At 69.8% G+C, this 21,211-nt stretch carries 12 protein-coding genes and 2 tRNA genes; 7 read left to right on the plus strand and 7 right to left on the minus strand.

Annotated features, from left to right (window positions below; translation table 11 throughout):
* Positions 1-14 precede the first annotated feature (14 nt).
* Positions 15-1,739, minus strand: coding sequence for an alpha/beta-hydrolase family protein (locus tag ACIRON_RS23170; protein WP_402995862.1), 1,725 nt, complete (start codon positions 1,737-1,739; stop codon positions 15-17).
* A 170-nt stretch (positions 1,740-1,909) separates the two neighbouring features.
* Positions 1,910-1,982: transfer RNA gene (locus ACIRON_RS23175), tRNA-Glu, on the minus strand.
* 115 nt (positions 1,983-2,097) lie between these two features.
* Between ACIRON_RS23175 and ACIRON_RS23180 the strand changes: the two genes are divergently transcribed.
* The 3 genes from ACIRON_RS23180 to ACIRON_RS23190 all read left to right on the plus strand — a co-directional run bounded on the left by ACIRON_RS23180 (position 2,098) and on the right by ACIRON_RS23190 (position 7,078).
* Positions 2,098-2,171 (plus strand) — tRNA-Phe (locus ACIRON_RS23180).
* A 110-nt stretch (positions 2,172-2,281) separates the two neighbouring features.
* Positions 2,282-5,722: an SCO7613 C-terminal domain-containing membrane protein gene (locus tag ACIRON_RS23185; protein ID WP_402995864.1), complete on the plus strand. Its 3,441-nt coding sequence runs from the start codon at positions 2,282-2,284 to the stop codon at positions 5,720-5,722.
* 33 nt (positions 5,723-5,755) lie between these two features.
* A complete protein-coding gene (locus ACIRON_RS23190; RefSeq protein WP_402995866.1) occupies positions 5,756-7,078 on the plus strand; it encodes a hypothetical protein in 1,323 nt (440 codons plus the stop codon).
* Positions 7,079-7,120: 42 nt separating this feature from the next.
* On the opposite strand, the gene ACIRON_RS23195 is transcribed toward ACIRON_RS23190, so the two are convergent.
* Positions 7,121-7,324 carry a DUF3073 family protein gene (locus ACIRON_RS23195; protein WP_091045747.1) on the minus strand — a complete coding sequence of 68 codons (204 nt, stop codon included), beginning with the start codon at positions 7,322-7,324 and terminating at the stop codon, positions 7,121-7,123.
* Between the two features lie 287 nt (positions 7,325-7,611).
* Here ACIRON_RS23195 and ACIRON_RS23200 point away from each other — a divergent pair, with 287 nt between their 5' ends.
* On the plus strand, positions 7,612-9,759 hold the full coding sequence (locus tag ACIRON_RS23200; RefSeq protein WP_402995868.1) for a PhoX family protein: 2,148 nt from the start codon (positions 7,612-7,614) through the stop codon (positions 9,757-9,759).
* 64 nt (positions 9,760-9,823) lie between these two features.
* Here the strand turns inward: ACIRON_RS23200 and purM are convergent, their stop codons facing one another.
* A complete protein-coding gene (purM, locus tag ACIRON_RS23205; protein ID WP_402995870.1) occupies positions 9,824-10,891 on the minus strand; it encodes a phosphoribosylformylglycinamidine cyclo-ligase in 1,068 nt (355 codons plus the stop codon).
* A 14-nt stretch (positions 10,892-10,905) separates the two neighbouring features.
* Positions 10,906-12,423, minus strand: a complete 1,518-nt coding sequence (purF, locus tag ACIRON_RS23210) for an amidophosphoribosyltransferase (RefSeq protein ID WP_402995872.1) — start codon at positions 12,421-12,423, stop codon at positions 10,906-10,908.
* Between the two features lie 179 nt (positions 12,424-12,602).
* Here purF and ACIRON_RS23215 point away from each other — a divergent pair, with 179 nt between their 5' ends.
* The 3 genes from ACIRON_RS23215 to ACIRON_RS23225 all read left to right on the plus strand — a co-directional run bounded on the left by ACIRON_RS23215 (position 12,603) and on the right by ACIRON_RS23225 (position 18,327).
* The gene (locus ACIRON_RS23215) at positions 12,603-14,492 is read left to right on the plus strand and encodes an ATP-binding protein (protein ID WP_402995874.1); all 1,890 of its coding nucleotides are present in this window, start codon (positions 12,603-12,605) and stop codon (positions 14,490-14,492) included.
* Positions 14,493-14,539: 47 nt separating this feature from the next.
* Positions 14,540-16,384, plus strand: a complete 1,845-nt coding sequence (locus ACIRON_RS23220) for a sensor histidine kinase (RefSeq protein WP_402995876.1) — start codon at positions 14,540-14,542, stop codon at positions 16,382-16,384.
* A 173-nt stretch (positions 16,385-16,557) separates the two neighbouring features.
* Positions 16,558-18,327 carry a sensor histidine kinase gene (locus ACIRON_RS23225; RefSeq protein ID WP_402995878.1) on the plus strand — a complete coding sequence of 590 codons (1,770 nt, stop codon included), beginning with the start codon at positions 16,558-16,560 and terminating at the stop codon, positions 18,325-18,327.
* 126 nt (positions 18,328-18,453) lie between these two features.
* Here ACIRON_RS23225 and ACIRON_RS23230 read toward each other — a convergent pair whose 3' ends face one another.
* A complete protein-coding gene (locus tag ACIRON_RS23230) occupies positions 18,454-19,818 on the minus strand; it encodes a dipeptidase (RefSeq protein ID WP_402995880.1) in 1,365 nt (454 codons plus the stop codon).
* Between the two features lie 126 nt (positions 19,819-19,944).
* Complete coding sequence (locus ACIRON_RS23235) at positions 19,945-20,859, minus strand: hypothetical protein (RefSeq protein ID WP_402995882.1); 915 nt, start codon at positions 20,857-20,859, stop codon at positions 19,945-19,947.
* Positions 20,860-21,211: the final 352 nt, after the last annotated feature.

Raw genomic sequence — 21,211 nt, forward strand, 5'->3', positions numbered from 1 at the left:
GACCTTTCGGGCCATCACTCCTCGGACTCGCCGGCTCCTCCGTGGTCGAGGTGCTCGTCCAGCCGTCGGGTGTCAGCCTCTGTCCACCCATCAGGCGGCAGGACCGCGGCCCACCCGTCGACATAGTCGGTGGCGTAGTCGTGTCCGAAGCCCGGGGGCGGGCTGAGCTGATGTACCTGATCGGCGACGGCCTGGGCAGCGGTGACGATGGGGAACCAGCCAGCCGCTGCAGGCACGTCGAAGCCACGCGGCTCGTCCATCCATTCCGGCGGCTTCCACAACGCGTCGATGCCCCAGAACGGCACTGGGTCCGACGGATGCTGGAGGTACACCACCCGCGGGCCGGGCGATGTGCTGGGCTGCTGTTGCCGCGCGGGGTCCCGGTTCAGGAAGCGCGCGGTTCGTCCACTGTCGAAGACCGGCTGCCACACCGGTGAATCACTGTCCCGCTCGTCAGTGAGCTGGGACGTGATCGGATTGCCGTGTTTGGTGCCGACGATGAGCGCGCCGCCTGTGCGCGCAGCCAGGTTGCTGAGCGACGAGGTGGCGTCGACGGCCGCGAACGGCGCTTCCACACCGGCAGTGCCGAGGCTCTTCCCGAAGAGCAGCAGCTTCGGACGGGACGCAGCCGGCAGGCGTGACCAGTGCTCGGCGACCGTGTGGAGGAGAATTGAGCCGGCTTCGACTGCGAGCCCGGCGTCGAGGAACACCGAGAACAGGCTCGGCAGGTAGGAGTACTGCATCCCGACGATGGCGGTGTCGCCTGCGTACAGCTGCTCGAGCGCCTCCGCCGCTTCGGGAATCATCCACCCCGACCCGGTGGGGACCCATACGACCAGAACCTCCCGGTCGAACCCCCCGGCGCGCTCGAGCTCGCGAACGGCGAGCTCGGCCCGTTCCTGGAGCGTGTCGGCGGACTGCACGCCGGCGTAGACCCGTACCGGTGCCGTGACCCGGGCGCCAGCACCGTGAAAGTCCGCGAGCTCCTCAGCTGTGGCGGCCTCGGCGACGAAGTCGCGACCGGTTCGACCAAGACTGTCCCAAGAGACCAGCGATGCGGGACTTCCTGAGACTGTCGCTGAGGAAGGCTGGGTGATGCCCGCCTCGGTCTGCTCGTTCTGCGCCGCGTAGAACGAGTTCGCCCAGGCGCTGAGTCCGGCGAATGCCACTCCGATGACCAGGGCCGCAGTCAAGGCCGACAGCGCGAAGGTGCTCGCGGCCGCGGCCGGCCGCACCGGAACGCGCTGCCGCACCCGCCGGTGAAGCGCAGCGATGCCACGGGCGATCAGCCGGCCCACGAGCACCAGCAGTGTCGCCGCCGCGACCCCCGCCACCGCCATCTGCGCGGCGTCAGCCACGTCGATGCTCGGCATGCCCATCAGCTCCAACTGGCCCTGCTGCCAGTCAAGCCACAGGGCAGACCCCCAGCAGAGCGCGACGAGCCAACAGACGCCCAGGACGATCCACGCACCCCGTCGCTGCCGCGGCGACGGGTGCCGTCGCGTCCCGGAGAGAATTGCGCCGATCACATGCCCCGCAGACGCACCGATTCCGTATCCGATAGCCAGGCACACGCCGCTGACCAGCGCCTGGGTCAACCACGACCTCGGGATGAGAGTGGGTGTCACGGACTGCAGCCAGAAGACGAGGCCGACCGCCAACCCCCACCACGACGGCCTCGCCAGAATCGACCATCCATGTGACGACGAAGTCACGACCGAGCGTTCACCGTCATCCATGAGGGCACCCCTGTCCGGGCCTGCTCGACGATGTCCACGCGTGATCGGGTCACCGGCGACCGTCCACCTCACGGTTACACATCAGCGCCGTCGATCGCAACGAACCCACCAGAAAGGCCGCAGCGGCCCCGCTCAGCGTTTCCGCTGATCAGAGCCGCTGTCCGGCGTCGTACCCCCTACCGGATTCGAACCGGCGCTACCGCCGTGAAAGGGCGGGGTCCTGGGCCGCTAGACGAAGGGGGCCTGCCGGGACATCCTAGAGGTCTGCGTCCGAGGCCGCCAAAGCGAGGCCGTACGTCCGGTATCGGGTCCCGATTCGGAACGTCGCGGGCGCTTCCGGTAGTGTTTCACCTCGCTTGGGCAGGTAGCTCAGTTGGTACGAGCGATCGCCTGAAAAGTGATAGGTCGGCGGTTCGACCCCGCCCCTGCCCACAAGCAACAACCGGCTTCGACCTGCAGTCCTGGGTCGAAGCCGGTTGTCATTTGGTACACCCTGCGTTTCCCGCACACGCTTCGGCGGAACTACGCAAGGATGGTTGGCTGTGAAGTACGCCGATCCTGGTCGCTGCCCCGACTGCCGGGAGGCCTTCGAGCCCGGTACCAGCCCCTGCCCGCACTGTGGGCTGCCGCTGGAGAACGCTGTCGCGCAAGAGCTCTACGGCACCCTGTTGCGGGCCGACGTACTCATGACCCGGTTGCGCTCGATCCGGGAGGAGGCGAGCCGAGCCGCGCGACGGACCCCGCCGCCCGCTCCCGTGCCGGTCTCCGCGCCTCCCGCGGCGCCGCCGCTGATCCTGCCCGAGCCCGAGGCCGCACCCCTCCCGCCCCCGCCCCCGGCCCCCGCCCCAGCGGCGACCGCCATGGCCGGACCGGCGCCGTTCCCCGGTGCTCCGGTCGCCCGGCGGGCGCCGATCACGGTGCCGCTGATCCTGGTCGGCGTCGGCGTGCTCTTCCTGCTGGTCGCGGGCGTCATCTTCCTCGCGGTCGCCTGGGCCACGATGGGCGTCGGCGGCCGCACCACGATGCTGGTCGTCTTCACGGCGCTCTTCACGATCGGCGGCGCGCTGCTGATGCATCTCGAGCTGCGGGCCGGCACCGAAGGAGTCTGGACGCTCGCACTGGGGCTGCTCGCCCTGGACGTGGCCGGGATGAAGTACGCCGGTTGGCTCGACGGAGTCGCCTGGGACCGTGGCTTCCTGGTGATCGTCGGTGTGGTCGTCTTCCTGGCCGGCACCGCGATGTCCCTGATCGGTGCGCGCAGCGAGAAGCTCACCGCGGTGATCGGGCCACAGGTGGCGGCCGCCGCCGGCGTACTCACCGCGCTGATCGGCCTCGAGCTCATCTCCGACCTCATCTGGTTCCCGCTGGTCGCAGCGGTCGTCGCCCTCGTCGTGGTGATCGTGGCGAGCAAGACCGACCTGCAGGCCCTGACCATCGGCTCGATGGTCGTGATGGCCGGCTTCTGGTTGATGCTGCTCGTCCGCGGCCTCACCGATCCCGCACTGACCGGTTCCGAGCTGCTGCGCGGTGGCACCCTGCCGCTGCTGCTCGGCGCCGCCGCGCTGCTCACGGTCGTGGCGCTGCTGTTCCCGCTGCCCAAGGACGCCAAGGTCGCGATGGTCGGGGTGTCTCTCCTGATCGCCGCCTACACCTTCACCCAGCCCGCTCTCGACGACGGCGCGGTCACCCTGACGGTCGTGGCCGTGGTGGTCACCCTGGTCGCCGCCGGCGCACTCGTCGCGCTCCCCCGGCCCTGGCGCTGGGCCGCCGCCGCGCTGACGCCGTACGCCGTGGGCCTGGGCATCACCGTCCTCATCCTGGCGGTCTCGGCCGCCGTCCGGCTCGCGGCCGTGCCCTGGACCGAGTCGGCGTTCTCCACGGTCACCGGTCCGGAGCCGTTGCTGCCGGGCTGGCTGACCCTGCCTGCGGAGGCCGCGATCTTCGCTCTCGGCACCGCGTGGTTCTTCCGGATCAACCCGCCCGCGTTCCGCACCTACCGGCCGACCATCGGCTGGATCCTCTTCTCCGGCGGTCTCGCCGGGCTCGCGATCACGGCCGCCTGCTACGGCGCCCCGCTGCTGGTCCCGGCGCTGCTGCTGGTCGGTGTCGCCGTCGCGCTGGCCTGGTGGGCGGAGCGGTGGCCGCGGCTCCTGGCCGCCGGCATCTTCGGGGTGGCCGCGCTCGCCGCGGCCCTGCCCAGCGACCTGCTCACCGTGGTCGTCGCGCTCGCGCTGGCGGCGGTGGCCGCGTACGCGGGTCAGGGTCTGCTCGGCGCCGATCGTGAGGTCACCGCCAGCTACTCGGTGGTGACACTCACCCTCGGCCTGTGGTCGCTCGCCCCGCTGATCGACGTGGAGCGGCAGTGGGCCGCGTGCGTGATCGTCACGGTCCTCGGCCTGATCACGCTCTTCCGCTTCCGGGGGTCGGGCTGGTGGGCGGCCGTGGCCTGCGCCGCGATCTCGATCGGGATCGGCGCGGTCGACGTCACCTGGGCGGCGGTCCTGCTGACCATCGCCACCATCCTCGCCGCGGCCATCGGTCTGCACCACCGCCAGCCTCCCGCGCTGGCCGTGGCAGGCACCGTCGGCCTCGGCGCGGCCACGGCCGCGGTCCTCTCCGGCGACGTGCTCGCGCTGTCCGTGACTCTCGTCCTCACCGCCATCGGCCTCATCGTCGACCGCGTCCAGTCCGGCACGACCCGGGAGGTCGCGACCGCCTACTGGATCCTCGCCCTGACCGCTGCCGTGTGGCAGGCGGCCCGGTTGGCAGACATCGAGCACCCCTACACCGCGGTGGTGGTCGTCGTGGCGATGGGCGTCATCGTGCTCGTACGCCGCAGCCCGGCCATCGAGGCGGCGGCCGCCACCGGTGCCGCGGTGTCGATCGTGCTGGGTTCCTTCGGCGAGGCCTGGGCGCTCGACACCGACTGGCTGGCGATCCTGCTGCTGATCGCCGGTGTCATGTGCATCGCGACGATCCTGCGTCACGATCCGCAGCAGTCCGGGCCACGGCTCACGATCGCCGGCCTGCTCGGCCTCGGATCGCTCGGCGCCGCCTTCACCAACGAGCTCCTGGCGCTGGTGGTGGCCGGCGTGCTCACCGTCGCGGCGGTCGCCGTGGACCGGCTCAGCCAGGAGCTGCAGACCAAGGCCGTCACCGCTCCCTACTGGATCGTCACGCTGACCGCGTTCTGCTGGATGTTCGCCGGCCTCAACGACATCCCCGAGCCGTACGCCGCCGCCGGCATCATCGTCATCCTGACCGCCGTCACCATCTTCCGGCTGCTGCCCTCGGCCGAGATCACCGCCGCGGTCGCCGCGGTCGTCACGATCGTCGTCGGCACGGTCAGCCTCGGTCCCACGATCGTCCTGACCCCGGACGGGCCGACCGCGGTCGGTTCTCGCGGAGTCGATCTCCCCTGGCTGAGCATCCTGCTGATCCTGGCCGCCGCGGCCGTCTCCGCACACGCGATCGCCCATCACGAGCGTCGCTGGCTGGGGTGGGTCGGCGCCGGCCTGGCCACCATCGCGCTGTGGATCCGGCTGGCCGACACCTCGGTCACGACCTGGGAGTACTACACGCTGCCACCCGCGATCGCGCTGGTTGTCTTCGGCGTGGTCAAGCTCCGACTCGACCGGGAGGTCGCCTCGCTGCCGGTGCTCGGGCCGGGCGTCTTCCTCGCGCTCATCCCGTCCGTCCCGGCGGCCCTCCAGGACCCGGTCTCGATGCGGACCGCCGTGCTCGGCCTCGCCTGCCTGGCCTTCATCATCGGCGGCGCCCTGCTGCGCTGGGCCGCACCCCTGGTCGGTGGCGCCCTGGTCGCCTCCGTCCTGGCCCTGGCCCAGATGCCGTCGGCGGAGTCGCTGCAGCAGTGGTGGGTGCTCGGCGCGGCCGGGCTCCTGCTGCTCTTCCTCGGCATCACCTGGGAGGCGCGGCTCCACGACCTGCGGCGGGCCACCGCCTATGTCCGGGGGCTGCGTTAGGCCGGTGCCCACGCGCCCGGAAGACTGGAGCCGATGTTCCCCGAATTCAAGGTCGTACGTCGCCAGCGCCCCGTCACGATCACGATCGAGTCCAGCACCTTCTCCCGGCCCGCGGCCAACGCCGCGATCGAGGCGGCCTGTGACGGCCCGGTCTCGCTCAGCTTCACCTCGGGTGGGGATGTGCTCACCGGGAGCTACGACGGGCGGCGAGTGTCGCTGACGGTGACGACCGGGTCGCGGCGTACGTCTCACGCGAGCCGGCGCCATGGCCGGGTCGGTCGCGGGGTGGCCCGGTTCGCGCTGACGCTGACCGGGACGATGCTGACCGCGATGACCTACAAGGACGGCGCCTGGGAGGCCAGAGCACGGGTCGACCTCACCGAGGTCGGGATCGAGCCGCGCGAGCCCTCGTGGCTCGCCGGCCTGACCGTGGGCCACGAGGGCTCGGCAGAGGAGGTACGCAGCGGCGCCTTCGGGCAGCTCGGCCTGCGCGACATCCGGGTGGTGACGTACGCCGACGGCTCGCCGTTCCGCGAGGGCGACGGCACCCTGCTGCTCACCGCCACCAGCGCCGGTCCGGGCTTCTTCCCCACGGCGCACACCTCGGTGTGGGGGCTGGACCCGGTGACGTACGACCTCGTCCACCGCGGGGCGCTCTACTTCCGCCGGGACGACCTGGTCTACGGCGACCACGCGACCCACCTCGTGCGCGACGGCGACGAGTGGCTGGTCGCGACGAGCACCTGGGGAGGTTTCAAGGCCCCGGACAAGACCGACCCCAGCAAACCCTGGAGCCCGGTCGGGGTCACCATCGCACGCTCGCGCGCGGACCTGACCCGAGGCGAGCACGTCCTCGACTCGACCCCGCTCGCCCTGCCGACCGAGAGCCGGCGCAGTAGGTCGGTTGGGGTCTGGGACCCCCACCTCCTACGCCGCGACGGCGAGTGGCTGGTCGGCTACGTCAGCGCCAAGAAGTACTTCGACTTCCATCCCGTGCTCGCCGGCGGGCCGAGCCTGGACGCGCTCAGCCTGCGGGCAGCGCGAACCGACCGGACGGCCACCGAGGGCACCACGCTCGTCCCGCTGGACGGCACAGTCGTCGTCGGAGCCAGCGACGGACGCGACAACCCGCGTCACGTCCGCGCTCGCTACCCGATCTTCGACCTGGACCTCAACGAGGTCGCAGAGCTCCGCTCGGCGTACGTCACGAACCTTCCGTGGCCCACTCTGATCCCAGTGGGAGACGAGTGGTTGCACGTCGCCTTCGACGGCACGCCCTACGGCGGCCGGCTACCTGGCTACGGCACTCACGGGGAGGTTGTCCTGAGCCGATCGACCCGGGGCCGATCGGTCTGAGGGGATGTCGACCAAGGCGTTGCCACCGTTGGCCGACAAACCCTAGTCGCGCGAGGATCCCGCGTCGTAGTCCGACCAGTCGTCGTAGTCGTCCGGCTTCTGATCGGACTTCTGATCCGTCGTCTGACCGGTGTCTTCATCACCATGAAGTTCGCGCGCAAGGGCCCCGAAGTCCGTCTCATAGGTCCGGTACTTCAGGTCGCGTGCGACCTTCGTCTGCTTGGCTTTCGCTCGGCCGCGCCCCATAGGGTCCAGCCCCCTCGTCGCACTTGGCCGGGATAGTCCCGGGCTGTTCACAGGTTTCTCGTAGGGATAACGCTACCGGTTCATGCCAAGAATCCGCACGCCGGGGTGTCGAAAATCCGTTCGCTAGCAGCGAATGTTACTGACGTCACACGAATCTGAGCCTGATGACTCGTCATTCGCCGTTCACCCGGACGACAGATTGAGGGGTCGGACGGTTGTCTCGCCGCGCATAGCCTCCCTTCCGATTCTCGGGAGACCTGACACAACGCGTCTTGAACGGAAATGCAGTGACCGAACTGAGCGACATCCAGACCGACACCGCCTGTCCCTCGTGCAGCGACCAGGCCGCGCCCGCCGTCACCGACGGCCGGCGCTCCATGCTGTCCCTGCTTCCTATGGCTGGACACACCCGCGGCAAGCGCAGTGCGGTGACCTGCGCCCTCAAGTGCGACAGCGCGTGCGCCAAGCCCGCGCCCAACACCTCCGAGAACGAGTACTTCCGCGACATCGCGGGTTCGGTGTTCAGCCGCCGCAGGATGCTCGGGTTCGCAGGTATCAGCGCAGGAGCGATCGCCTTGGGCGCCACCTCTCCGACCGCCGCGGCCGCAGTGACGGGTCCGCTCGCCTCGGGCGGCATCCAGGCCGGGCGCGGCAGCGGCCGCCCCGGCAACCTGCCCTTCGCACCGATCTCGCCGGTGAACGCGGAGGTCGACGAACTCGTCGTCCCGCGCGGCTACACCTGGGAGCCGATCCTGCGGTGGGGCGACCCGATCCTGGCCGGTGGTGAGCCCTTCGACGCCTCCGCGCAGACCGCCGCGAAGCAGGAGCTCGCGTTCGGCTACAACTCGGACTACCTCGACATCATCGTCACCAACAGCGCCGGCACCAAGGCGCTGCTCTGCAACAACCACGAGTACGTCAACGCCGGCATCATGTTCCCGCCGAGCCTCGACCCGACCGAGGCCGTGAAGATCGCCATGGCCGCTCACGGCTTCTCCATCGTGGAGCTCGAGCGCTCCCGCAAGGGCAAGAAGTGGACGTACGTCCAGGGCGCCCCCAAGAACCGCCGGATCACCGCCACCACGACCTTCAAGGCGACCGGCCCGGCGGCCGGCTCCGACCTGCTCAAGACGGTCGACGACCCGACCGGCACGACGATCTCCGGCATGGTCGGCAACTGCTCCGGCGGCACCACCCCCTGGGGCACGATCCTCACCGGCGAGGAGAACTTCAACGGCTACTTCCTGGCCGCCGGGACCAGCGCGAGCGACAAGCGCTACGGCCTCGCGAGCGGGACGAAGACGACGTACGGCTTCGAGACCGTCGAGGCCCGTTGGGACGCTCGCAAGCCGGGCTACGAGAACGAGCCCAACCGGTTCGGCTACATCGTGGAGATCGACCCCACCGACCCGACCTCGACGCCGCGCAAGCACACCAACCTCGGTCGCTTCAAGCACGAGGGCGCCAACGTCACGATCTCCAAGTCCGGCCACGCGGTGGCCTACATGGGCGACGACGAGCGGTTCGACTACCTCTACAAGTTCGTCTCCAAGGGCACGTACAACCCGCGCAACCGCGCCGCGAACCTCGACCTGCTCACCGAGGGCGACCTCTACGTCGCGCGCCTCTTCGGCGACTCGGCCCCGGCCGAGATCGACGGCTCGGGCACGCTGCCGGCCGACGGCAAGTTCGACGGCTACGGCCAGTGGGTGCCGCTGGTCCTGAACGGCGCGAGCCGGGTCCCGGGCATGACCGTGGCCGACGTGCTCGTCTACACCCGCCTGGCCGCCGACCAGGTCAACGCGACCAAGATGGACCGTTGTGAGGACGTGGAGCCGTCACCGAAGACCGGCAAGGTCTACGTCGCGTGCACCAACAACACCGACCGTGGCAAGGTGGGCAAGGAGTCGGCCACCGAGCCCAACCCGCGCAACACCAACCGTGACGGCCACATCGTCGAGATCACCGAGGCCCGCAACGACGCGGCCGCGGGCACCTTCACGTGGTCGCTGCTGCTCGTCGCCGGCGACCCGGCGACCAACGAGTCGACCTACTTCGCCGGCTACCCGGTCGACAAGGTCTCCCCGATCTCCTGCCCCGACAACGTCGCCTTCGACTCCGAGGGCAACCTGTGGATCTCCACCGACGGCGCGCCGAGCACGATCCAGAAGTGCGACGGGCTGTTCAAGGTCCCGCTGGAGGGACGCGAGCGCGGCCACGTACAGCAGTTCCTGTCGGTCCCGCGCGAGAGCGAGACCTGCGGCCCGGTCATCCACGACAAGGACGGCTCGGTCTTCGTCGCCGTCCAGCACCCGGGCGAGGACGGCTCCTGGGCCGACCAGCACTCCCTCTTCCCCGACTACGTGAAGGGTGAGGCCGCTGTCGGCGAGTTCGCCGGCCCTCGCCCGTCGGTGGTGCAGGTCTTCAAGAAGTAGCACCAAGAGACGCCGAAGGGCGCCGGAGCGACTCGCTCAGGCGCCCTTCGGCGTTCGTGAGGCCTCAGGCGGTCCAGCCGGCGTAGGAGCCGGTGAGCTCGACCTTGCCACCCGGGGTGTCGGTGACCTCACCGGCGGCCCAGGCGCGGATGTCGTAGCCGGCCAGGATGCGTACGGCCTCGTCGACGTCCTCGGGGTCGATCAGCGCGACCATGCCGACGCCACAGTTGAGGGTCATCTCCAGGTCGGGCAGGGCCACGGAGCCGGTGCGGCGGACGAGGTCGAAGACGGGCGCCGGGGTCCAGGTGGTGCGGTCGATGCGCGCGGAGAGCTCCGCGGGCATGACCCGCTCCAGGTTGGCGGCGAGGCCGCCACCGGTGACGTGGGACATCGCGTGGGTCTTCGTCCCACGGGCCAGCTCCAGGCAGGCCTTGGCGTAGACGCGGGTCGGGGTCAGGAGCTCCTCGCCGAGGGTCTTTCCGAACTCGGCGACCTGCGCGTCGAGCGTGTAGGCGCCGGAGTTGAGCAGCACGTGGCGGACCAGGGAGAAGCCGTTGGAGTGCAGACCGGAGGCCTCCATGGCGAGGACGACGTCGCCCGCCTTGACCAGGTTCGCACCGAGCAGCTTGTCGGCCTCGACGACACCGGTGGCCGCACCGGCCACGTCGTACTCGTCGGCGGCCAGCAGACCCGGATGCTCGGCGGTCTCGCCACCGACCAGCGCGCAGCCGGCCTCGACGCAGGCCTCGGCGATGCCCTTGACGATCGCCGCGACCCGCTCCGGGATGACCTTCCCGGTGGCGATGTAGTCGGTCATGAACAGCGGCTCGGCGCCACACACGACCAGGTCGTCGACGACCATGCCGACCAGGTCGAACCCGATCGTGTCGTGCTTGTCCAGCGCCTGCGCGATCGCGACCTTGGTGCCGACACCGTCGGTCGAGGTGGCCAGCAGCGGACGCTCGTACGCCTTCAGGGCGCTCGCGTCGAAGAGACCGGCGAAGCCACCGACCCCGCCGAGCACCTCGGGGCGCCGGGACTTCTCGATCCAGACCTTCATCAGATCCACGGCGCGGTCGCCGGCGTGGATGTCGACACCTGCTGCGGCGTACGCGTTCTGGCTCTGAGTCACGTCAAGATCTCCGATCACGGGTTGTTCAGGACCGGCAGGGCCTTGCCCTCGGTCGGGGACTGCAGCGAGACCTCGAGGAGGTGCTTGCCGAGCATGCTCTCGTCGGGCAGCTCTACGGGGTATTCGCCGGTGAAGCAGGCCGTGCAGAGCGCGGCGCGCTCCTGGCGGGTCGCCGAGATCATCCCGTCGAGGGAGATGTACCCGAGCGAGTCCGCACCGACCGAGGCGGCGATCTCGTCGACGGAGAGACCGTTGGCGATCAGCTCGGCACGGGTGGCGAAGTCGATGCCGTAGAAGCACGGCCACTTGACGGGCGGCGACGAGATCCGCACGTGGACCTCCAGGGCGCCGGCCTCACGCAGCATCCGCACCTGGGCGCGCTGGGTGTTGCCGCGCACGATCGAGTCGTCGACGACGACGACCTTCTTGCCGCGCACCATGTGCTCGAGCACGTTCAGCTTGAGCCGGATGCCGAGCTGGCGCAGGGTCTGGGAGGGCTGGATGAAGGTGCGCCCCACGTAGCCGTTCTTCACGAACGCCTGGCCGAAGGGCAGGCCGCTCTCCAGCGCGTAGCCGGTCGCGGCGGGGATGCCGGACTCGGGCACCGGGATGACCAGGTCGGCGTCGACCGGGAACTCCCGGGCCAGCTCGCGGCCCATCTCGACGCGGGACTCGTGGACGTTGCGGCCGGCGATGTTGGCGTCGGGGCGGGCGAGGTAGACGTACTCGAAGACGCAGCCCTTGCGGTCGGTCTCGGCGAACCGCACCGAGCGCAGGCCGGACTCGTCGATGATGATCATCTCGCCGGGCTCGACCTCGCGGACCACGCTCGCACCGACGGTGGCCAGCGCGGCATCCTCGGAGGCGATCACCCAGCCGCGGTCGAGGCGGCCGAGCACCAGCGGGCGGATGCCCTGCGGGTCACGCGCGGCGAACAGGGTGTCCTCGTTCATCCACACCAGCGAGAAGGCGCCCTTGATCGTCGGCAGCACCTCCAGCGCGCGCGCCTCCAGCGAGGAGTCGGGGTGGAAGGCGAGCAGCTCGGTGAGCAGCGAGGTGTCGTTGGTCGACACCGGGGCGTGGCGGCCCTCGGAGTGCTCGGGCAGCGCCTCGACGGCAGAGCGCATGTCGGCGACGTTGATCAGGTTGCCGTTGTGGCCGAGGGCGACGGAGCCGTCCGGCGTCGGCTTGAAGATCGGCTGCGCGTTCTCCCACACCGAGGCACCGGTGGTGGAGTAGCGGGCGTGACCGATGGCCACGTGGCCCTTGAGCGACTCGAGGGTCGGCTCGTCGAAGACCTGGCTGACCAGGCCCATGTCCTTGTAGACCAGGATCTGGCGCCCGTTGCTGACCGCGATGCCCGCCGACTCCTGGCCACGGTGCTGCAGCGCGTACAGGCCGAAGTACGTCAGCTTCGCGACGTCCTCGCCCGGCGCCCACACACCGAAGACGCCGCAGTGATCCTGAGGACCCTGGTCGTGGGGGTCGAGGGCGGCGGTGAGCCGGCCGTCGCCACCCTTGCGTCGGGACACGTGCCTACCTGAGCTGGTGAGGTTGACCACGGCACCGAGTGTAAGGCCGTACGCAGGCGATCAGCGAACCCTTGACAGTCCTGTAAGGGTGGTCACATGAACGTCTCGGAATCATGAATGTAAAGAACGATCCACGTCTGCCCTACCGCACGGGACCGACATCCCGGATAATCGATCCGATGACTTCTTCAGCGCCCAAGCCCGCCGGCGGTCACCGACTGACGGTGCCGCCGGGATTCGCCCCGCCACCGTTGGGCGGGAAGCGCGCCAGAAGCGACCTCACCACGACGATGACCACCATCACGACCGATCTGGCCGAGATCGGTGGTCTGCTCACCCCCGGCGAGGATCTCTCCGACCTTCAGCTGATCGCCGACAGCCTGACCGCGCTGGCGGGCTTCGAGATGGCCACGATCAGCGTCGCGCGCGCCGACGGCGACCTTCACATGGTCGTGGTCTCGGGCCAGGAGTCCGCCCGCGCCGACCTGCTCGGCACCGTGACCCCCATCGAGCGGCTCGAGGCCGAGCTCGCTCGGGCCGACGACTGGGGCATCTTCAAGTTCGTGCCGGCGGAGCGGCTGGACCCGACCGCCGACGTGTACGGCTGGATCCCGACGATGACCACGGTCGACGCCGCCGGCGCCTGGAACCCGCTCGACCTGCTGGTCGCGCCGCTGCGCGACGACGCCGGCAAGCTTCGCGGCACCCTGATCGTCGACGTACCGACCGACGGGCTCCGCCCCAATCCGGAGAAGCGCGCCGTGCTCGGCCGCCACGCGGTGCAGGCGCAGCGCGCCATCCTGCTCGCCCTGGAGCGCGAGGAGCTCTCCGAGCAGGTACGCCTCGCCGAGGCCGCCCGCGACGTGATCCGCCGCGCCGGGCGCGAGCTGGACCCCGACGAGATCCTCAACTCGCTGAGCACCGGGCTGGTCGACGTACTCGACCTGACCGACTTCTGGCTGCACATGTCCAAGCCGGGCGGCCGGGGCATCCGCACCAAGATCTACCGGGAGGACTTCAAGCTCCCGATCGAGGACCTGACCAACCCGTTCATGGTCGACTACGGGCAATACCTCTGGGACCAGCGCAGCATCACCGTCCAGACCCCGGACGGCGCCGCGCGGCTGCCCCACCCCGACCCGGAGGCGCAGCAGCGGATCACCGAGTGGGTCCGCCACTACAAGGTCGGCTCGATCGTCGGGGTCCCGATCGGCTCCGGCCAGACGTGGTACGGAGCGATGCTCCTCTGCCGCGGTCCCGACAAGCCCCACTGGAGCGAGCTCGAGCTGATCACCGCCGCCGACCTCGGCCGCGACTTCGGCCGCGTGGTCCACAACTCCAGGGCGTACCTGCGTCAGAAGGCGGCGGTCGACTCGCTGCGCGAGCTGGAGGCCCACAAGAGCCGGCTGATCGCGACGGTCGCCCACGAGCTGAAGAACCCGCTCTCCGCGTTCCGGTGGAACATCGAGTCGCTGCCCTACGCCGAGTCCGAGGACGAGTACGCCGAGGTGCTGACCGCGCTCACCCGCAACCGTGACCGCACCGAGAAGATCGTGGCCGACCTGGCGATGCTGTCGAAGGTCTCCGACCCCGACCACCTCCCGACCACGGTGCCGATCCAGGTCGCGCCCGTGCTCGAGGAGGTCCACAGCCAGCTCAGCGCCGAGATGCCCACCAGCGACGCCCACGAGCTCGTCTTCGACATGCCGTCCGACGACGTCTACGTGACCCTCGCGCCGGGCGATCTGGACCGGGTGGTGATCAACCTGGTCACCAACGCGATCAAGTACAGCCCCGAGGGCGGTCAGGTCATCGTGAGCACCCGCACCAGCCCCGGCTGGTTCGAGCTCCGGGTGACCGACCACGGCCTCGGGATCTCACCGGAGGATCAGGACCGGCTCTTCACCGAGTTCTTCCGTTCGACCAACCCCACAGCCCTCAAACAGCCAGGCACCGGTCTCGGACTGACGATCGTGTCTCGAATCGTCAGTCGACGCGGCGGACTGATATCCGTCGACTCGACCCCTGGCGTGGGAAGCACATTCCGTGTGACGCTGCCCATTGTTTAACCTTACGCAACGGGAACGGGTTGCATTTTCATCTCGGCGGAGAACTCATGACCAGTACGCCCTCAGAGGGTCCGGACGCGCCAAGCGGCGCCTCCGAGGCGTACCCGAGCCCGGATCCCGGTCTGCAGCTGATCGCGGAGGGGGTCACCGAGCTCGTCGGCTTCGGCGCCGCCGTGATCAACATCCGCCGAGGTGACGAGTTCGAGATCGTCGCGGCCTACGGGGACGAGACCGGCCACACCGTCGAGGGCGAGATGACCGTCGCCGAGATGCTCGGCACCCGGTTCCCGGTCTCGGTCGTCACCGACCTGCTGGACATGTCCGTGGACTGGGGCGACATCAAGTTCGTCCCCCACGAGAAGAACACCATCGGTGAGGCCGAGGGCTACTGGGTCCCCGACACCGACGAGGACATCCTGAAGGACCCGCAGGACTGGCACCGGCTCGACGAGCTCCTGGCGCCCTTCTACGACGAGAACGGGGAGCTCGTCGGCGTACTGTCGATCGACCGTCCGACCAACGGCCGCAGGCCCGGCAGGCGCCAGCAGCGGATCCTCAACCGGTTCGCCCGCCAGGCGAGGCGAACGGTGCTGCTGACTCTGCAGCGCGAATACCTCGAGGAGCGGGCCAACAACCTGCTCGAGGCCCAGAGCTTCCTGCGAGAAGCCAACTCCCAGCTCGGCCTCACCGAGGTGCTCGAGGCCACCCAGGAGGCGATGAGCCGGGGTCTCGACGCCGATGGTCTCTACGTACAGGCTCAGGACGGCGAGGGCGGGTCCGTCGCCTACGCCTCCCCCGGCCTGGGCTGGAACGCCAACGACAGCAACAACATCGCCGCAGGACAGGCCTACCAGGCCACCCGGTTGTGGAACGCGGGCCAGCACGCCATCGTCAACCGCGACCTGCTCCGGCAGGCGCTGCAACAGGGTGCCGCGGAGCGGAGGATGTTCGCCAGGCTCGGCCTCGAGTTCCTCGACGCGGTGGAGGCGGACTCGCTCCTGGTCGTACCGATCGGGGTCGAGACCACGGCGCTGGGTCATCTGGTGCTGGTGCGTGGCTCGGGCCGGCCGCGCTGGACCGATGCCGAGGGGCGCCTCGCGATGGAGTTCGGTCGCGACTTCGGGCGCATCGTGCTCACCTCCAACGCCTACACCCAGGAGCGTGACCTCGCCCAGCGGCTGGCCACCGCCGACAAGGTGCACAGCCGGCTCATCGAGGCCGTCGCGCAGGAGCTGCACAACCCGCTGACCGCCCTCACCACCGGCATCGACGCGATGCGTCACGAGGACCGCGGATCGCCGACCTGGTTCCAGCAGGTCGGCAACCTGATCAGCCGATCCGACCAGCTGGTCGCGATGGTCGACGACCTGCTGCTGTTCTCGCGCTTCTCCGACCCCGCCTCCCGGCCGGCGCTCGCCCACGTCGATCTGACGTCCCTCCTGCAGGAGATTTTCGAGCAGAGGACGTACGAGTCCGAGAAGCGTGGCATCGAGGTGAGCCTCGACGTGCCCGCGCGCAGCGTCTTCGTGCTGGGCGACCGCAGCGAGATCACGGCGGCGATCCTCCGGCTGGTCGACAACGCGCTGGTCTACACCCACCGCGGCGGCCACATCCGGCTCTACATCGTGGAGAGCGCGAGCGAGGCGGCCATCTCGGTGACCGACAACGGCGTCGGCATCCCCGCGGCGGAGCAGATCCAGGTCTTCACCGAGTTCTACCGCGGGTCGAGCCAGGCGATCGGTGGCCGCAAGGGCGTCGGCCTCGGGCTCAGCATCGTCGACCGGGTCGCACGCCGCCACGACGGCCGCGTCACGCTGCGCTCGGAGCCCGGCACCGGCACCCGCGTATCCCTCGTCCTTCCGTTGGCCAACGACGCCACCTCGCTCGGTTAACCAAACGTCACAATCTGGTCGAGACGGACGCCTACGGCTGCACAGCGCGCGCGTTTCGTGCAACACTCCGTGGTGCCCAGGTCCTCAGGACTGCCACGCAGTTGCAACACCCTCCCTGACCGACCTACCCGAGAGCAAGGATGCCCCCACCACAGTCAGTCGAAGCCCTCGACGTGCCTGCGAGCACGCCGAGCAGGACGTCGCTGCCGGTGGCCGATCCCGCGCTCCAGATGATCTCCGAAGGCATCTGCGAGCTGCTCGGCTTCGGCATCTCCGCGATCAACGTCGTCCGCGGCGACGAGCTCGAGGTGGTCGCGGTCCACGGCTTCATCAGCGGGCTGAACGCCCACGGGCGACGGGAGACGGCCGAGGAGATCCTCGGCACCCGGTGGGCCCTCTCCGACCTGCGCGACAACCTCTCCCGCGGCGAGAACTGGGGCGCCTGGCGGTTCATCCCCCAGGAGCGGGTGAACCTTCACGAGGGCAGCTGGGTCTCGACCACCAACATGATCGACGCCGCCGACGCGTGGCACCCCCACGACATGCTGATCGCGCCGATCCTCGGTGACGACGGCTCCATCCAGGGCTGCCTCTCGGTGGACATGCCGGTCAGCGGCCGTCGGCCCGACTTCACCCAGCGCCGGGTGCTCAACCGGTTCGCGAAGCGTGCCCAGCGGGTCGTGCGCGGCTACCTCGAGCGCGAGCGGCTCTACGAGCGCGCCGCGAACCTCGAGACCGCCAAGGAGTTCCTGCGCGACGCCAGCTCCAAGCTCAGCCTCGCCGACGTGCTCGACACCAGCCACGACGCGCTGATCCGCGGCCTGGGCGCCGACGGGATCTGGATGGCGACCAAGGGCTCCCACAACGAGATGGTCGTGCACGCGACCCCGGGCCTCGACTGGGACCCCGACCCGGGCCTGGCCACGCTCACCTCGCGGAACACGTCGCGATACTGGGCCGACGGCACCTACTCGATCCTGTGCCGCGAGCGGATCGCGGACTCCTCGGAGTGGAACGAGCAGGCCGCCGTCGTGAACGAGTTCTTCGAGACCCTGGGAGCGGCGAGCGCCCTGGTCGTACCGGTCGGCGCCGACCACGAGTGGCTCGGCCACATCGTCCTGCTCCGCTCCCCCGGGCGGCCCACGTGGACCGACGCGGAGGGCCGGCTGGCGATGGAGCTCGGCCGCGACTTCGGGCGCATCGTGCTCACCGCCAACGCCTACACGCAGGAGCGCGACCTCGCCCAGCAGCTCGCCCACGCCGATCGCGAACGGAACCGGCTGATCGAGGCCGTCGCCCGCGAGCTCCGGATCCCGGTGAACGCGCTCGGCACCTCGCTGAACGCGTTGGCCGGCGAGCAGGCCAACACCCTGCCCTGGATCGTCCAGGTGGAGACGCTGACCGTACGCAGCGCCCAGATCGAGGGCATCGTCAGCGACCTGCTGCTCCTGTCCCGGATCCGCGACCCAGCCAACGCCCCCGGCGAGACCACGATCGAGGTCTCCGAGATGCTCGACGACGTGCTCGACGAGCTCGATCCCGACGCAGCCCACAAGGACATCGAGTGCGTCCTGACGACGCCGACCGGACCTGCGTACGTCGTCGGTGATCCTCGCGAGCTGCGCGCGGCCTTCTTGCACCTGGTCAAGAACGCGCTGACCTACAGCTACCGGGGCTCGCGGGTCCAGGTGATGCTCTACAGCGCCGGCAGCGAGGTCACGGTCTTCATCGCCGACGGCGGCGTGGGCATCGACTTCGAGGAACAGCCGAAGGTCTTCGAACCGTTCTACCGAGGCTCCAACTCCGCGCTGGGTGGTTCGCGCGGAGCCGGGCTCGGGCTGACCTTGGTCGAGCAGATCACCAGGCGCCACCACGGGTTGGTCGAGCTCGACTCACGCCCTGGTGAGGGCACCCGGGTGGCGCTGACGCTGCCTGGGGTCTAGCTCCGGGCGCGAATGTTCACCGAGGCGATGTCCTGAGCTTGTCGAAGGGTAACTCGGTGAAGGCGCACTGCCTTCGCGGAACTCCACGAAGGCAGTGTCACCCGACCGAGTCACCTCGGTGGACGGTCAGCGGCTTCCGAGCTTCTGGAGCAGCAGCGCCTCGGCGACGACGACCTTGCGGAACTCGGCGAGGTGGAGTCCCTCGTTGGCGCCGTGGGCGCGGGTGTCGGGGTCCTCGACGCCCGTGACCAGCACGCTGGCCTTCGGGAACGCCTCGAGGAACTCCGCGATGAACGGGATCGAGCCGCCCACGCCCATGTCGATCGGGGCGGTGCCGTCCCAGGCCTCGGTGAAGGCGGCACGGGCGGCGTCGTAGGCCGGGCCGGTCGCGTCCAGGGCGATCGGCTCACCGGTGTCGACGACCTTGGTGGTCAGCTCGGCGCCCCACGGGACGTGCTTCTCCAGGTGCTGGGTGAGGGCGGCGACGGCGTTCTCGCCGGAGTCGCCGGGGGCGATCCGGATGGTGACCTTGGCGCGGGCGCTCGGGGAGAGCGTGTTGGAGGCGCCGTCGACCTTGGGGGCGTCCAGACCGGTGATCGTGATCGCAGGCTGCGTCCACATCCGCTCGACGGCGCTGCCCTCGCCGACCCACTGCAGGCCGGCGATGGCCCCGGACTCGGCGCGCAGCCGCTCCTCGGGGTAGTCGACGTCGGCCGCAGGCCCGGAGACGAGCCCCTCGACCGCGGGAGCGCCGTTCTCGTCCCAGAGGGTGTTGAGGAGACGTACGAGGGCCATGATCGCGTCGGGAGCCAGACCGCCCCACATGCCGGAGTGGACCGCGTGGCTGAGGGTGCGGAGCTCGACGTCGACGCGGATGAGACCGCGCAGCGACGTGGTCAGCGCCGGGACACCGATGTCCCAGTTGCCGGAGTCGGCGATCACGATGACGTCGGCCTTCAGCTTGTCCTGGAACTTCTCCAGCAGCTGGGGCAGCGTGGCCGAGGCGACCTCCTCCTCACCCTCGATGAAGAGGCGCACGGTGACCGGGAGCTCACCGTTCTCGTCGAGGCTGGTGAGGGTTCGGACCGCGCCGATGTGGGCCGCGATGCCGGCCTTGTCGTCGGCCGCACCGCGCCCGTAGAGCCGGTCCCCGACCTCGGTGGGCTCGAACGGCGGGGTGTCCCAGTCGGCGTGGTCGTTCTCCGGCTGGACGTCGTGGTGGGCGTAGAGCAGCACCGTCGGGGCCCCCTCGGGGCCCTTCTTCTCACCGACGATGGCCGGCGGAGCACCGTCGAAGGCACGCACGATCTCCACGTCGAAGCCCTCGGCCGCGAAGAGGTCGAGGGTCTTCTCGGCGCTCTTCTCGACCTCGCTCAGGCGCTCGGGGTCGGCGCTCACGGACTCGATCCGCACGAGGTCCTCGAGGTCCTTGCGGATCCCGGGGAAGAGGTCGTCTACACGGGCCTTGATGTCTTCGGTGGAGTGGCTCATAGAGTGAGATTATCTGGGAGGGGGATGGCGAGGTAGGCGGGGTGGTCGGGGTAGTCCGGTAGCGAACTGCCTATTACCGGCGAGTATTTAGGCAGTTCGCTACCGGACTACCTCGACGCTCGGCACCTACGCGGCACGACACCCCAGGAACCGCTCTCGTTCTGCGGCGCTCAAGGCGCGGCGCTGTTCCACGGTATGGGTGGGGATCCACCATCTCGGCTGATCGATCGTCCAGCGGCGGTCGGCAACCGGGAGCCGGCGGGCCCTGGACCTCGCCTCCAACGTACGGCGGAGGAATCCGCTCGGCTCGAAGCGATCTCGGGAGACCATGGTGACGTACTCGAGCCCGGACGCACGGAAGCGACCTTCTCGCTGGATGTCGGTGGCGCGCTGCTTTCCTTGCAGATGGGCCTTTCCGTCGTACTCCCCTACGACGCCGGCCTCGAGATCGAGCACGTCAGGCGTACCGATGTGCCGACCATCATGATCGAACACCGGACGATTGCAGACGATGTTCTCGAGCTGTAGATCCAGCCGCCAGCAGAGCCGCAGGTCGACCTCGGTCGGTGACCAGACGTTCTCGTCCGAGAGGACGGTCGCATCCCGAGCGAGCTGGACGCCGGTCCAGCCGTTCAACGTCGAGACGTACGCCGCCGCTTCCACCCGACTGACGTGATCGCTCGCCAACGCCAGATCGAGCCAACGAACGGCCTCGCGTACGTCCGGCGCATACCGCATCTCGAAGACGACCGACCTCGCCGGGTTCGTGAACGGGATCCCGTCCACCCAGCAGCGCTCTTGGGGAGGCATCCGTTCGGCCGAGATCTCCACCCCGGGCCGTGCGGCGATCTTGTGCCCGTACGTCGACAACGTGATCGCCCGCCCTTCGCCCATCCCGGCAAACCACTTCGCCCCTGCCCATGCATACGCCGCCCATCCGGTGACGGCTCCAGTGTTGGGCAGCAGCGTCGCCGCCTCCAGCACGCGCTGCTGCGCGTCGTCCGGATCGACGCTCGCCGGAACGTACAGCCCGCGCCACACCCGCCTCCACCCGCGACCACGTGCCTGTCGCGTCGTCGGCCCCGTCCGCCCGGTGTGGTCCAGCGGCACGGGCATCACCACCTGGGGCCGTTCCTCCGACCATGGCCGTGGCCTGAAATGCTCCGCATGCGTCACCATCGCCCCAGGATGAACGCCATCCCCGAAACTCTCACTGCCTTTCCTCGAGGCTGTGGATAACGGCGGTTGGGGGGGGGGGGGGGGGGGGGGGGGGGGCGGGGCGGGCGCGGGGGCGCGGGGGGGGCGCCCCCCCGGCCCCGGGGGGGGGCGGGGGCGGCCCGGGGGGGGGGGCCGCGGGCGCCCCCCCCCCCCCGCGCGGCCCCCGCCCGCCCCG

It is taken from the genome of Nocardioides sp. NPDC101246, from assembly GCF_044767415.1.
Lineage (GTDB): Bacteria > Actinomycetota > Actinomycetes > Propionibacteriales > Nocardioidaceae > Nocardioides.

What these genes read in the sequence shown, in the direction of transcription:
- ACIRON_RS23170 (WP_402995862.1), bottom strand. Translation starts at nt 1,739, where the DNA reads ATGGATGACGGTGAACGCTCGGTCGTGACTTCGTCGTCACATGGATGG.
- ACIRON_RS23190 (WP_402995866.1), top strand. Translation starts at nt 5,756, where the DNA reads ATGTTCCCCGAATTCAAGGTCGTACGTCGCCAGCGCCCCGTCACGATC.
- ACIRON_RS23195 (WP_091045747.1), bottom strand. Translation starts at nt 7,324, where the DNA reads ATGGGGCGCGGCCGAGCGAAAGCCAAGCAGACGAAGGTCGCACGCGAC.
- ACIRON_RS23215 (WP_402995874.1), top strand. Translation starts at nt 12,603, where the DNA reads ATGACTTCTTCAGCGCCCAAGCCCGCCGGCGGTCACCGACTGACGGTG.
- ACIRON_RS23220 (WP_402995876.1), top strand. Translation starts at nt 14,540, where the DNA reads ATGACCAGTACGCCCTCAGAGGGTCCGGACGCGCCAAGCGGCGCCTCC.
- ACIRON_RS23230 (WP_402995880.1), bottom strand. Translation starts at nt 19,818, where the DNA reads ATGAGCCACTCCACCGAAGACATCAAGGCCCGTGTAGACGACCTCTTC.